Below are 15,229 nucleotides of genomic sequence, written 5' to 3' on the forward strand. Positions count from 1 at the left end.
CAATTCTTAGAATGTTAAATTCAAACCAATAATGAAGGATTTTGCTTTTGGATAACTTAGGTAATCAATGCCATAAGACAAGACACCATTGATTGAGTTATCTTTATTAACCTCAGGGTCAAAGCCGTCGTATTTAGTAGCTACCCAAAGGTTTTGACCAGTTACTGACAAGCGAGCTTTTGAGATAAATTTACTGATTCCCAATTTTTGCGTATTGAATTGGTAACCCAACGTCAAGTTATTTAATCGAAGGAAAGAACCATCTTTCAAATAACGAGTAGAAACTGGAGCCGCATTATTGATGGATTCCTTTGTGTCGGCAAAAGAAGCTGGAGTAACGTTTGAGTTTTTAGCTATTTTCAACTTATAAAAAGTTGAATTTGCCGTATTGTCATAAATTTTGTTACCTGATACGCCGTTGAATTGTAAAGACAAATCAAAACCCTTATAATTCACATTACCGAAGAAATTGTATTGGGTAGTTGGTAAAGCAGTACCTGCAGCAATACGATCCTTATCGGTAACAATTCCATCTTTATCGGTATCAGCGTAAACGCTCATTCCTTTGTCATCAAATCCAACAAACTCTTTCAAGAAAAAAGTACCAATCGGTTGGCCATTGATGTAACCATTGATGGTTGCAGAGGTTAATCCGGATCCTGATGCTGAACCAGATGGAATAACTGTATATGGAGAGCCTGTAACCTCATTTTTAATCAAGGTTAAGTTACCTCCCACATTAAATTTCAATCCCGAACGAGTTTGGAATTTATAATCCAAGTCCATTTCAACACCACTATTTAGAATTTCCATGTTTTTCACATTGGTCCAAACAGAAGTTGCAGGTTGAACAGGGTCTGCAGGAATTACTTCCAATAAAATATTATTTGAAACTTTTCTAAAGGCATCAATCGATCCATTTAATGCACCGTTTAAGAATCCAAAATCCAAACCGATATTCGATTGTACAGAAACTTCCCACTGAATATCAGGATTTGCCAAACGAGTATAGGTAATACCCGCAGGGTAAGTAGATGAAATATCTAATGGATAAGAAGAAGTTCCACTCACCGTTGCCGAATACAATGGCTGGGTGATTTTCGGTGGAATTTCCTGGTTACCTGTTTTACCCCAACCTCCTCTCAATTTCAAATTACTAATAGCCGTCGAGTTCTTTAGGAAATCTTCTTCAGAAATTCTCCAACCAAGTGAGAATGATGGGAAAATACCATATTTGTTATTGGCACCAAATTTCGAGGAACCATCCGCACGAACCGTACCCGTTACTAAATATTTCTCCTTGTAATTATAGTTCAAACGACCATAAAAGGACTGTAATTCATTGATAAATGCAGTTCCTCCTGGCTTATTGGTTGCCAAGGTTAATTCTTGACCTAAACCTGGGTTGTAAATCGGATCGATTGGAACAATTGGAAACTTATTAATACTCCAAGTTCTCCATTGGTATTGAATTTTTTGGTACGAATGTCCAATCAAGGCCGTAAATGAATGGTCACCAATTGTTTGATCATAGGTCAAATAATTTTCAATCAATTCATTTTTATTGCTTGTATTATATGTATCCAAACGACCATCTTGCTTTGGAACTAAACTTGCCAAGGATTCCACATCCCTAACTGAAGTAGAATTATCGTATCCGTAGTTCAGGCGATACACCAATCCTTTAGCTAATTTGATCGAAGGAGAAATATTAGCAATAAAACGATTAGTTGTATTTAAATCCTTAAACAATTGTAAGGTCAATAAAGGATTACTTGCGTTCAAAAACTTAGAAGGCGTTACACCATCCGTTTCATAGGCAGATAACGTTGGGTTATTGGAAAGGGCAGTTCCTAATAATCCTTCAATAGCAGGGCGCTCATTTACGGAACTCGAATAACTTAAATTAGCATCAATACTGATACGGTCGTCCCACAATTTTTGATTGACATTCATTCGGCCTGTCAAGCGATCCAATTGATTGTTCTTCAAAATACCTTGTTGCATTTGCGCACCAAAAGCAGCGAAGTAAGTCAATTTATTGGCTCCACCACTCAAATTCAAATTGTGATTTTTGGTTAAGGCGGTGCGAGTAATTTGATCCTGCCAATTGGTATTTCCACCAAAGTCTTCTAGAGTACCTCCAGCGGCAACCACTTGTTTTTTAAATTCAGTGGCATCCAAAACGGGTAAGGGGTTTGCAATGGTTGAAAATCCATAACTAGTAGAGAAGTCCATTGTAGACACTCCCGCTTTCCCTTTTTTAGTCGTAATTAACACCACACCATTTGCACCTCTTGCCCCATATATAGCAGTTGCAGATGCATCTTTCAATACGTCGATGGATTCAATATCTTGAGGATTCAAGAAATTCATTGGGTTACCACCGCCCGTACTTGAATTGTCTAAGGCTAATCCATCAATGACAAACAAAGGAGTACTACCAGTACGCAAACCTCCCGGGCCACGAATGGTTATACCTTGATTGGCACCTGGCTCACCAGTAGATGAAGTAACATTCACACCAGCAACTTTTCCTTGTAATAGTTGCTCAGGAGAATTGATAATACCTTTGTTGAAACCTTCGCTTTTAACCGATTTAACTGAACCTGTTACATCCCGCTGTTTCTGGGTACCATAACCCATCACCACTACTTGGGCTAAATCAGTTGCCGATGAAACCAAAGCCGCATCAATCACCGATTTAGTACCTACCTCAATTTCTTGAGAATTATAACCAATGAATTTAAAGACCAAAACAGATTTTGCACCTGAAACAGCAATGGAGTATTTTCCATTCGCATCTGTGCTAACCCCTTTCGTAGAACCTTTAACAACTACACTTCCGCCAACCAAAGGCTCCTTGGTATTAGAATCGTACAATTGTCCAGTAATTGATCGAATTGAAATTTGTCCAAATGAATTTTGAACAAAAAATGCAAAAATCATGACCAAAAGCAATCGGGCATGTCTCAGAAAATTCAATTTACAACAATAAATTAAACACTGATTGGGTAACTTTTTCTTCATAATAAAAGTTTTAAATTGATTTAATACAGTTTTTTACTGTGAAATGTACTTATATTGGTAAATTACATTGTTAGGAATTTACACAAAAAAACATATGCTCCAAAAGTAATATTGTAAAACAAATGTCTTATTAATAAATCATTAACACTTTATTAACCAATTAAATATCAAAAAAGTACAATTTTTAAACTAATCAAAATGAAAAAAAATATTTTAAAAATTATATTTATTGGACTCATTTTAATGAGTCAAAATAGTTGGAGTCAGGTAGCACAAATTACTCGCGGACCATATCTTCAAAGTATCACCCAAACATCAGCAGTAGTGAGGTGGCGAACTGATGTGCCAACTATAGGGGAAATTGGTTTAACGAAGTTTCCTAAAAAAAGAAAAGCAGGAGTTTATTTAGGAGCCAAAGAAAAATCAATTACTACAGAACATGAAATTCTTATTAACAATTTAAAACCGAACACAAAATATTTTTATTCGGTAAAGAATGAAAACCAAGAGTTTTTATTTAACGAAAATCAATTCATCAAAACAATTCCCAAAAAGGGTTCAACTCAACCCATAAGAATTTGGGCCTTGGGCGACTTTGGTGCGGGGACTGAAAATCAAAAATTGGTAACTAAATCCTTATTAAATTTTGTAGCTGACCAAAAACCCGATGCTTGGATTTGGCTAGGCGACAATGCCTACGACAAAGGAAAAGATGAGGAATACCAAAAAAATGTTTTTGATGTATATCAAAAGGACTTTTTACAAAATACTGCCCTATACCCATCACCAGGCAATCACGATTATGCTGGCAAACACGATTCCTCACTCCCGCCCTATTTTCAAATCTTCACCCTGCCTACCCAAGGAGAAGCAGGCGGAGTACCTTCTGGCACAGAATCATATTATTCGGTCGATTATGGAAATGTGCATTTGATTTCACTAAACACAGAAGAAAAAAGTGCAGATGGAACATTTTTATATGATGGCAAAGGTGCACAAGTCGACTGGCTCATCAAAGATCTAGAAGCCAATAAATTACCCTGGGTGATAGTTTATTTCCATAAACCACCCTACACCAAGGGTTCACATGATTCAGACAATGAAGAAGATTTGATGCTCATGCGTGAGCATGTAACCCCCATTTTTGAAAAATACAAGGTTGATATAGTAATTGCAGGACACAGCCATGTGTACGAAAGAACCTATGCTATGAAAAACCATACTGGATTAAACAAATCGTTTGACCCTGCAAAGCACATCGTAGAGTCTAAGGAGGCTTCCAATAAATATGTCGTGGACAAAGATGGGCAAGGCGTAATCTATGTAGTTTGCGGATCTGGTGGAAAAGTAGGAGGCCAAAAAGCAGAATACCCGCTAAAATCTTCTGTTTACTCCAACAATAAGGAAGGTGGATCGATGATTTTTGATATTAAAGACAAGTACCTAAAAGCAAAATGGATCGCTTCAAATGGCGAAGTCATGGATCAATTTTCAATCCAAAAGAAATAATCGAATTAAACAAAAATGGCACCCAATTGAGGTGCCATTTTTGCTGATTAAAAATCTTTTATTTGTTCAATTTTGAGTTGGGTTTTCCATAGATGAAATACACAACTAAACCGAATATTAACCAGTAAATAGCAAATTTCTTCGCCTCATCTCCCAAATTGTATATCAAGAATGAGTTAACCACAATTCCTAATGGGGCAACCAAATTAATGATTGGAGCTTTGAATGGTCTAGCTCTTTCTGGATCCTTGAAACGCAACAACCAAACTGCCAAACAAACCATGGTGAAGGCAAATAAAGTACCGAATGAGGTCATATCGCCCAACAATGAAATTGGAGTTAGGCCTGACACAATGGATACAATTGCACCCACCAAAATAGTCGATTTCCAAGGAGTTTTGAAAGTTGGATGAATCTCTGAGAAGAATTTAGGCAACAAACCATCTTTGGCCATTCCTAAGAATACGCGAGTTTGTCCTAACATCATTACCAACATTACAGACAATAAACCTGCCGTTGCAGCTGCAGTAATTACAAATACTGCCCAAGGTTGTCCAGCCGCATCAAATGCATAAGCTACTGGAGCTTTCAAAGCATCACCCACAATATCCTTGTAGTTCATCATACCTGTCAACACCAATGAAACCGCGATATAAAGAATGGTACAAATCAATAATGAAGCAATTATGGCAAACGGCATATCCTTTTTCGGATTGATCGCCTCTCCTGCTTGCGTAGAAACGGCATCAAAACCAATGTAGGCAAAGAAAATAGCAGATGCTCCAGAGATGATACCACCCCAACCGTATGCAGGCTGTTCCACTCCAGAGTCGTGCATGATCATTGTTTGCTCAGGAATAAAAGGTGTCCAGTTTTGAACATTTACATAAAATACCCCTACAATAATTACGAATAAAATAACTGCAACTTTTAAAATTACAATTAGATTATTAGCACTCGCTGCTTCTTTGATACCTTTCACTAAGATCCAAGTTACAAACCAAACACTTACTAAAGCTGGCAAATTAACTGCCCATTCCGGTGCAGCTAATCCGTTTGCCATAGCATATTCTTTGGCAGAAACTGGGTCATTTCGCAAATAATAGGGAATATCTATATGAAAGAGCTTGAGTAATTTAGTAAAATACCCCGACCAAGATACAGCCACTGTCATGGCACCCATCGCATATTCCAAAATCAATCCCCAACCGATAATCCAGGCAAAAATTTCACCTACTGTACCATAAGCATAGGCATACGCAGAGCCCTCAACAGGAAGCATCGCGGCAAATTCGGCATAACAAAGAGCTGCAAAAATACATCCTAAACCAGCGATGATAAAGGAAATTGCCAAGGCAGGACCTGCATGAAAATGGGCCGCAGTACCAGTTAGTACAAATACTCCACCACCAATGATGGCACCAATTCCAATGGCAGTTAAACTCCATTTGCCTAATACTCTTTTTAATTCGCTTTTTTGCATATCTGCTTCAAAAGCTTCCATAGGTTTACGTCTCCAAATGCTGTTGTTCATTTTATTAATTGTTAGTTGTTAATTGTTAATTGTTAATTATTTTTTTCTAATTCTCCGTTTCACTAATTTCCAGGTTTACAAATTTTTAGATCCATAATTAACAATTAACAATTTATAATTAATAATTATTTCTTCTTACTCTTTGCTCCGAAGTCAATAACAATAGGTGCCGCAACAAAGATAGAAGAATAAGCTCCGAAAACAACACCAATAAACATGGCGAAAGAGAAGCCTCTTAAAATATCTCCACCTAAGAAAAGTAATACGGTAACTACTAAAAATACAGTAGTTGCAGTCATTACAGTTCTCGACATTGTATGGTTAATTGACTCGTTAATCGTTTTAATCATCAATTGTTTGTTGCTCAAATCTGCATCAACACCAATTTCCTCACGGATACGGTCAAATACCACCACTGTATCGTTAATGGAATAACCTACCACCGTTAATACCGCTGCAATAAAGATTTGGTCAACTTCCAATTCAAATCCAAATAAACGCGTGATACCCACCATACCTAATACAACTAACACGTCGTGTATCATTGCAATAACTCCACCTAAGGAATATTGCCATTTTCTAAAACGAATTAAAATATAAATGAAAATTGCAATAATTGCATAAGCAATTGATATAAAGGATTGAGTTAATATATCATCGGCAATTGTTGCACCAACTTTTGATTCAGAAAGAATTTTTGGAGAAGAAGAAGCAAATTCTTTTAATCCATTTTCTAAAGCCGCTCTTACTTTTAAACTTGCCTCTGCCGACTCATCTTCTACCAAATAAGAGGTTGTTACTTTTAATTTAGTATCACCATTGAAGGTTTTCACTTCAACTCCTTTACCTGCAAAATCATCTTTCAAAGCATCTTTTACTTTTCCAGCTTCAGTCGGATTAGCAAATTCTACAACGTACGAACGACCACCTTTGAAGTCAACACCTAAGTTAAATCCACCTTGCATTACTAAAACAATTGCACCTGTTGCGATTAATCCCCAAGAGAACCAATACGAATATTTACGTTTTCCGATGAAATCAAAGTTCATTCCTTTGAATAAATCGCGAGAAATAAATGTTTCGAATGTCATTTCTTTTTCCTTACCTGATTTGATTGCACGATTTGCCATCCAATCGATTAAGATATGTGAAATATAAACCGCTGTAAACACAGAAGTAACCAAACCGATACAAAGTGTAACACCAAATCCTTTTACAGAACCTGAACCAAAGATAATTAAGATGATACCAATTAAAATGGTTGTTACGTTACCGTCGATAATTGCCGACAATGCTTTTTCGTAACCTAAAGAAATAGCCTCTTTCAATCCCTTTCCTTTATGCAATTCCTCACGAATACGCTCATTAATCAATACGTTAGCATCTACCGCCATACCCAATGTTAATACGATACCCGCAATACCTGGCAAGGTTAAAGCTGCTTGAATTTGTACTAAAACTCCCGCAATAAAGAATAAGTTAACCAACAAGGCTAAGTTTGCCATCCAACCCGGATTTCCATAATAACCAATCATGAAGATTATTACCAACAACAAACCAATTGCCATCGACATATATCCTTGATTAATTGCTTCATTACCCAAAGATGGACCAATAAATGCATCTTCAACAATACGCGTTGGAGCTGGTAATTTACCTGCCTTCAAAACGTTTGCTAGGTCTTTAGCCTCTTCAACGGTAAATGAACCAGAGATAGAAGAACGACCACCTGGAATTTCTCCATTAATTACTGGTGCAGAATATACGTAACCATCCAAAACAATGGCAATTCTACGACCCACATTTGCTCCGGTCAAGTTTTTCCATAAACGAGCACCGGTTCCGTTCATCGACATAGAAACTTCTGCCTTACCAGCTTGGTCAAAATCTTGAGCAGCATCTGTAATCACATCTCCTTCCAATGGAGCAGCTTGTCCTTCACCTTTTTTCAAGGCTTCTAAACCTAAAATTTCATCTCCATTTGTAGCCTCAACACCTTTTGCATTCCAAGCGAAAGTTAAATTTGCAGGGAATAAAGCTTTCACATCTGCACGACGGAATAACGCATTCACACGAGCAGTATCTTTTCTATAAACACCAATACCATTACCCATTTGAACAAACAATTGAGTCAAAGCATTGCTTGTATCAGCTTTTGCCTTTCCAGAATCCTTCTTTGGAGTTTGCGTTAATGCATTTCCTAAAGAATTACTTGATGTATCTTTTGAAGCTGGCGCAGCTGATGCAGCCGGTGCTACTTTTGCTTTTGCTTCTTGCGCAATAATTGCCGCCATTGCGTTCAATCCTGAACCGTATTCGTTCAATTCAAAACACTCAATGAATTCCAATTTAGCAGCGCCCGATAATAATTTACGCGCTCTTTCCGGGTTATCTACACCCGGCAACTCAACCTGAATACGGTTAGAACCTGGTAAACGTTGAATATTTGGGTTAGCTACACCAAACTTATCGATACGTGCTTGAATAATTTTATATACACGATCAACCGCACCGTCGATCTCAGCATCTACAACCTTCTTTACTTCAGAATCAGAAGAATTGTAATCAATTTTTCCCCTGTTTACAGAATTCGCGAAAATTGAAGATAATTTTTGGTTTGGTGCAATACGCGCAAAAGCATCGTAAAACAACTCATTGAAAGGTTTTGTAGAAGTTGCTTGTTGCGAAGCCGCCTCTGCTAAAGCTTTTTCAAAGTTTGGATCATTGCTCCTTCCAGAGATAGCACGCAAAATTTCTACAGGAGAAACTTCTAATACTGCATGCAAACCACCTTCTAAGTCCAAACCTTTGTGTAAGGCATAGTTAGTAACTTCTTGAAATGTATAACCTAAGTAAACTGGTTTTTTCCAAAGGGAATCAATAAAATGTAATCTTTTTGCTGGGTCAAATTTCCCATCCTTAGAGGTCGCATATTTAATCGCCTCATCTCTTAACTGACCAGCCTTCCATGTAAATGATAAAAAGAAAATACACAGAGCTGAAATAATTGTCGAAAGCCAAATTATGGCACTTTTGTAACGCATTTTTTTAATTGTTAATTGTAAATTGTTAATTGTAAATGGTAGAATGATTATTGTAAACTATTAATTTATAATTAACAATTTACAATTAATAATTACCATCAAGGTGCCAGCGTGGATATATACTGGGTAAATAAAATCACAAAGATTTTATTTTTTACTTGAGCGAACACACAAGAAAGTGGTTCTGTGATTTTATGAAATTCGTATTCAACGAATGATTTAAACTCAAAATTTGGTGGAAAATCAAAGGAAACTGTTGGAGCAGTTTGAATGACATGTTGCTCAGAAACAACCGTTTGATTTGATTTATTAGTATCTTTTTTACTTGACTTCTCAACTGCAGCCACAGAAAAATTCGACTTTACAATAGGATTAGCGACAATCCAAAATAAGGTCGGAAGGATGATTAATAAACGTAAAAATGCTTTTCTGTTTTGCATAATGAGGAGCAAAAATAGGATTTTTTTCTATTTATACAAAGAAGCTCTCCTTTTTTAGTAAATTTGATTTTGCATATTTATGTATAACTACCTTTCAGAAGAAAATATCAAACATTTTATTCAGTCGGCATTAGCAGAAGATGTTGGTCCTGGAGATTTCACTTCTTTGGCTACCATTCCATCAAATGCGGAAGGAAAAGCAAAATTATTAGTAAAAGAAGAAGGGATTTTGGCTGGACTTGAATTGGCACTTCATGTATTTAAAGAGGTTGATGCCAATTTAAAGGTAGAGGTTTTCAAAAAAGATGGCGATTTTATTCAGGTTGGAGAAATTGTTTTACATGTTTTCGGAAATAGCCAATCCATTTTAAAGGCAGAGCGATTGGTATTAAATTGCATGCAACGAATGTCGGGCATAGCCACTTACACAAAAAGTTTATGCAATTTGATGTTAGGTACAAATGCAAAATTATTAGATACTCGAAAAACTACACCGAACTTCAGAATTGCAGAAAAATGGGCTTGTAAAATTGGAGGTGCAGTCAATCACAGATATGGCTTATTTGATATGATACTAATTAAAGACAATCATATTGACTATAGTGGCGGTATTTCGTCAGCCTTACAAAATACTTTTACCTATTTAAAAACAAATCAATTAAATTTGCAGATTGAAATAGAGGTTCGTTCGATGGAGGAGCTTCGTGAGGTTTTAGAGATAGGTGGAGTAAAAAGAATATTGCTCGACAACTTTAGTCCCGATCAAATCCGAGATGCAGTTCGACTGGTTAATAAAAGATTTGAAACGGAGGCCTCTGGTGGAATCAATGAAAAAACATTGAGAAGCTATGCGGAGACTGGTGTAGATTATATTTCAATGGGTGCGCTTACCCACCAAGTTAAAAGTTTAGATTTGAGCTTAAAAGCTTTCTAAAATGAATTTAGTAGAAGAAGTAAAGCAAGTTGGATATATCAGCCGAACCACACCCAAGGGTTCAGAGCTTATCGAGGCAATTAAAAGGCTCAAACAAGAAAAAAATGCAGTAATTCTTGCCCACTATTATGTAGATGGCGAATTACAAGAATTAGCAGATTATGTGGGTGATAGCCTAGGACTTTCGCAAGCTGCAGAAAAAACCGATGCAGATTTAATCGTTTTTTGCGGAGTTCATTTCATGGGAGAAACTGCCAAAATTTTAAACCCAACGAAAAAGGTCGTTGTTCCCGATTTCAATGCAGGTTGTTCCCTAGCAGATTCTGTTCCCACAGCTGAATTTAAACTCCTAAAAGCCCAACATCCAAAGGCTGTTGTGGTCAGTTATATCAATTGTTCAGCAGAAATTAAGGCTTTAACCGATATAATTTGTACCTCTTCAAATGCGGTTCAAATAGTAGAAGCAATTCCAAAAGACAAAGAAATTATTTTTGCACCCGATGCCAATTTAGGTAGATATGTGGCACATAAAACAGGCAGAGATTTGATCTTGTGGGAAGGTGCTTGTGTAGTGCATATTGATATTTCCTTAGAAAAGCTTCAAAAACTAAGAACAGAACATCCCGATGCACTTTTAATAGCTCATCCAGAATGTAAAGAAATGATATTAAAAGAGGCAGATTATGTAGGTTCTACTACCGCCCTTTTGAAATTCGTAGAAGAATCTGACAGAAAAACATTTATCGTGGCTACAGAAGCAGGTATTTTACATAAAATGAAATTAGCAGTACCAGATAAATTGTTAATTCCTGCTCCAGCCAATGAGCAAAATTCATGTGCATGTAGCGAATGTCCCTACATGAAAATGAATACTTTGGAAAAATTATACAATGCATTATACTATGAATTACCTGAAATAGAAATTTCAGAAGAAATTAGAATTCCGGCGTATAAGGCCTTAAAAGCAATGTTAGAAATTAGTAAATAACCATCAAACAATATGTTGAAAATATTACCATCATTTTCAAAAAAAATCAGCCTATTTATAGGACTTTTATTTTTGGCAATTTCTTTAAATGCACAGCAGGTCGCCAAAAAAAATGTTGATGATTTAACGGATGCTGAAGTTGAAGCATTTTTCAAAAAGGCGCAATCCTCAGGTATGAGCGAAGCTCAAATTGAAAAAGCGGCAAAGGCTCAAGGTTACCAACCATCCGACATCCAAAAAATGCGCGACAGAATTTCCAAAATAAAGTCCAATAAGGAACAAAATGGAACTACTGAAGAGGATGAAGAAAATGACGCAAAAGATAAAGTGGGCCGACAAACTCAAACGACCAAAAAACTTTCAAAAGAAAAGGCTGGTAATGTAGATAAGGCAGAATCTTCAACTGAAAGTCAATTAGACGAAGAAAACATTGGTAAAACGCTATTGATTGAACACGCCGAGATGGAAATTTTTGGTGAATCCTTATTCAACAACAAAACACTAACTTTTGAACCAGACTTACGAATTGCTACTCCAAAAAATTACGTATTAGGTCCCGATGATGAATTAAATATCGATGTCTTTGGAGATGTTTTGGATAATTACAAGGTAAAAATTAGTCCAGAAGGAACTATTAAAATACTTAACCTAAGTCCAATTTATGTGAATGGATTGAGCATGGACGTGGCCACTGAAAGAATCGTGAGCAGAATGCGTCAGCTGTACCAAGGTCTAAACAGACCCGGATCAGGTTCCTCTGCAGTGGTAACTTTGGGAAATGTTAGGAGCATCAAAGTAACGATGGTGGGTGAGGTGAAAAACCCAGGTTCATATACGATTTCATCCTTAGCAACTATTTTCAATGCCCTCTATTTGGCAGGTGGCCCTAATCGAAACGGATCCATGCGAAATATCAAGGTTATCAGAAACAACAAAGTTTATCGCACTTTAGATTTATATGATTTCCTTTTAAGAGCTGACCAAAAGGATAACATACAATTGCATGACCAAGACGTCATTCGCATTTCAGAATACGAAACTCGTGTAAGTGTTGCAGGTGAGGTTAAAAGACCAATGATGTTTGAGGTACAAAAAGGAGAAAGCTTGAAAGATGTTTTACGCTTTGCAGGTGGATTTACCGAAAAAGCGTATACCTACACAATTCCGGTTACAAGAAACACTTCAAGAGAAAAGAAATTATTGAACGTTACCCAAGATGAAGTCGCTACTTTTTTACCAAATAATGGGGATGTTTATAAAGTAGGTGCCATTTTAAATCGTTTCGAAAACCGAGTAGAGGTTTTAGGTGCGGTGTTCAGACCTGGGGAATACGCTATTGAAAGCGGATTAAGCACTGTTAAGGAATTAGTTAAAAAAGCTGAAGGTTTACGAGAAAATGCTTTTTTAAATCGCGCCATTTTAGCCAGAAAAAAGGAAAACTTTGACCCTGAAATCGTTTCGATAGATTTGGGCAAAATCCTTAGAGGTGAAATTGCTGATATTCCCTTACAACGTGAAGATATTTTAACTGTTTATTTCCAAGAAGAGTTAAGAGAGAAAAGAAAAGTTACCATTGACGGACAATTAAACAAGCCGGGTATCTTTGAATATTACGACGGAATGCGTTTAGCCGATTTGGTACTTTTGGCAAAAGGATTTAAAGAAGGTGCAAGTTTTTCTAAAATAGAAGTTGCCAGAAGAATCATAGATCCAAACTCAAGCAACGACAACAACGGAACAACTGTTGAAATTTTCAGTATTCCCATCGAAGGTGATTTGAAATTATCAGATAAAGGAAGTCAATTTGTATTGATGCCATTTGACAAGGTTTCCATCAAATCATCCCCAACATTTGAAAAGCAGAGAAATATTTTCATCACCGGACAGGTTAACTTCCCGGGTTCTTATACCTTAGGTAAAACAAGAAGTAAGGTTTCCGACTTAATTGAATTAGCAGGAGGTTTACGCACAGATAATTATATAGGCGGTGCAAAATTATTTAGAGATTCAACCACTGTGGGTGTGGACTTAGTAGCAGCCTTAAAAAATCCAAATTCAGAAGAAAATATAAATCTTGTGGAAGGTGACAGTTTATACGTACCCCGTATCAATGAAACAATTAAAGTTACTGGTGGAGTTCAGAATAATGTCTATTTAAGTTACAATAAAAGCAAATCTGTTAGAAATTATTTATCAGAAGCTGGTGGTGTAACAGATTTGGCAATTAAAAAAGAAATTTATGTAAAAAATCAAAATGGCAAATCTGCCCAAGTAAAAAGATTTTTATTCTTTAAATCGTACCCGAAAGTTTATGCAGGAGCAGAAATTGTGGTGCCAGAATATCCAAAAGATAAAAAGAAGGGACTTACAACAGGTGAGGCTATCGGTTTGGCAAGTAGCTTAACCTCTGTATCCATTGCCATCATTTCACTTATCCGAATTCTATAATTTCAAGAAAATGACACAAGAAAATATAAACATTACGGAACAAGACGAAATCAGTTTAGCCGATATTCTTAAAAAGGTAAAAGAAATATTTGCCTACAAATGGTTAATATTAATTACCTCCTTGGTTTTCGGAATTTTCGGTGCTGTATATTCCTTAACCTTAGTAAATGAATATTCTTCTACTGTTAAAATGCTTCCAGAAATAGATTCAAAATCAGGAGGTGGAGGCCTTAGTGGACTTAAATCTTTAGCAGGTTTAGCTGGAGTAGACCTAGGCTCATCTTCAGGATCTGAAGCAATTCGACCTGACTTATACCCAAATATCCTGCAAAGTACCCCCTTTTTAATGAGTGCTATTGAGCAAAAAGTCTACGTAGGTAAAACAAAAAAGTGGGTAGTTTTAAAAGATTTGTTTGGTAAAGAAGCCATCAAACCTAAAATTCACTTTGGAGATGATAATGAAGATAAAGAAAAAAAATCTGAAGATGATTTAGGGCAAATTCCACAAAATGCAATTTCACAAGATGCCTTGCAACTGAATAAAAAGACGGATGGTTTAATCAATTCTGTGAAAGGTAGAATTTCAGCAGATATAGACAAAAAATCTGGAGTTATTACCATTTCAGTAAAAATGCCAGACCCTGTTGTTGCCACATCAATGGCCACATTTGCACAAAACTATTTAACAGAATATGTGACCAAATACAGAACGCAAAAAGCAAAAACTGAGTTGGAATTTCTAAGCAAAAGAAAACAAGAAGCTAAAGATTCATACGACAAAGCGCTTTTCAATTTATCCTCTTACCAAGATCAAAACAGAAATATATTCCTGAATGTTGCGAGAGATATGGAGAAAAAGCTTCAATACGAAGTGGATGTTGCTTATAATATTTATAGTACTATCAGTACACAAGTAGAAGATTCGAAAATCAAGGTACAGCGACAAGTACCTGTCATCAAAATCCTTGAACCTGCACAAGTTCCTGTTAATAAAACAGAACCGAAGAGATCTTTAATTGTTTTAGGATTTTTCTTTGTTGGATTTATCTTATCAGTGGTGGGTGCATTTATTAAGATTTCAGATTTTAAATTTTAGAATCGGAGAATTGAGGAATTGGAGAATTGAGGAATTGGAGAATTGAGGAATTGGAGAATTGAGGAATTGGAGAATTGAGGAATTGGAGAATTGAGGAATAGGAGAATTGAGGAATAGGAGAATTGAGGAATAGGAGAATTGAGGAATAGGAGAATTGAGGAATAGGAGAATTGAGGAATTGGAGAATTGAGGAATAGGAAAATTGA

General features: G+C 36.4%; 9 protein-coding genes. 5 read left to right on the forward strand and 4 right to left on the reverse strand.

The features are described 5' to 3' along the window. Positions 1 to 6: 6 nt before the first annotated feature. Complete coding sequence (locus tag EOJ36_RS11165) at positions 7 to 2,949, reverse strand: SusC/RagA family TonB-linked outer membrane protein (protein ID WP_127805415.1); 2,943 nt, start codon at positions 2,947 to 2,949, stop codon at positions 7 to 9. A gap of 279 nt (positions 2,950 to 3,228) precedes the next feature. On the opposite strand from EOJ36_RS11165, the gene EOJ36_RS11170 reads away from it, so the two are divergent. Continuing rightward, a complete protein-coding gene (locus EOJ36_RS11170) occupies positions 3,229 to 4,539 on the forward strand; it encodes a purple acid phosphatase family protein (protein ID WP_127805382.1) in 1,311 nt (436 codons plus the stop codon). Between the two features lie 58 nt (positions 4,540 to 4,597). Here the strand turns inward: EOJ36_RS11170 and EOJ36_RS11175 are convergent, their stop codons facing one another. The 3 genes from EOJ36_RS11175 to EOJ36_RS11185 form a co-directional block, all read right to left on the reverse strand. Then, positions 4,598 to 6,073 carry an APC family permease gene (locus EOJ36_RS11175; protein WP_127805384.1) on the reverse strand — a complete coding sequence of 492 codons (1,476 nt, stop codon included), beginning with the start codon at positions 6,071 to 6,073 and terminating at the stop codon, positions 4,598 to 4,600. Positions 6,074 to 6,198: 125 nt separating this feature from the next. Beyond that, positions 6,199 to 9,117: a protein translocase subunit SecDF gene (secDF, locus tag EOJ36_RS11180; protein ID WP_127805386.1), complete on the reverse strand. Its 2,919-nt coding sequence runs from the start codon at positions 9,115 to 9,117 to the stop codon at positions 6,199 to 6,201. 98 nt (positions 9,118 to 9,215) lie between these two features. Further along, a complete protein-coding gene (locus EOJ36_RS11185) occupies positions 9,216 to 9,557 on the reverse strand; it encodes a hypothetical protein (protein WP_127805388.1) in 342 nt (113 codons plus the stop codon). A gap of 79 nt (positions 9,558 to 9,636) precedes the next feature. On the opposite strand from EOJ36_RS11185, the gene nadC reads away from it, so the two are divergent. From nadC to EOJ36_RS11205, 4 genes are read left to right on the forward strand one after another with little or no spacing between them, the layout of a single operon-like run. Further along, positions 9,637 to 10,491 carry a carboxylating nicotinate-nucleotide diphosphorylase gene (nadC, locus tag EOJ36_RS11190; RefSeq protein ID WP_127805390.1) on the forward strand — a complete coding sequence of 285 codons (855 nt, stop codon included), beginning with the start codon at positions 9,637 to 9,639 and terminating at the stop codon, positions 10,489 to 10,491. 1 nt (position 10,492) lies between these two features. Then, positions 10,493 to 11,479: a quinolinate synthase NadA gene (nadA, locus tag EOJ36_RS11195; RefSeq protein ID WP_127805392.1), complete on the forward strand. Its 987-nt coding sequence runs from the start codon at positions 10,493 to 10,495 to the stop codon at positions 11,477 to 11,479. 12 nt (positions 11,480 to 11,491) lie between these two features. Further along, the gene (locus tag EOJ36_RS11200; RefSeq protein ID WP_127805393.1) at positions 11,492 to 13,927 is read left to right on the forward strand and encodes an SLBB domain-containing protein; all 2,436 of its coding nucleotides are present in this window, start codon (positions 11,492 to 11,494) and stop codon (positions 13,925 to 13,927) included. Between the two features lie 10 nt (positions 13,928 to 13,937). Beyond that, positions 13,938 to 15,023 carry a GNVR domain-containing protein gene (locus EOJ36_RS11205; protein WP_127805395.1) on the forward strand — a complete coding sequence of 362 codons (1,086 nt, stop codon included), beginning with the start codon at positions 13,938 to 13,940 and terminating at the stop codon, positions 15,021 to 15,023. Positions 15,024 to 15,229 lie beyond the last annotated feature (206 nt).

The organism is Sandaracinomonas limnophila, from assembly GCF_004005965.1.
GTDB classification, from domain to species: Bacteria; Bacteroidota; Bacteroidia; order Cytophagales; family Spirosomataceae; genus Sandaracinomonas; species Sandaracinomonas limnophila.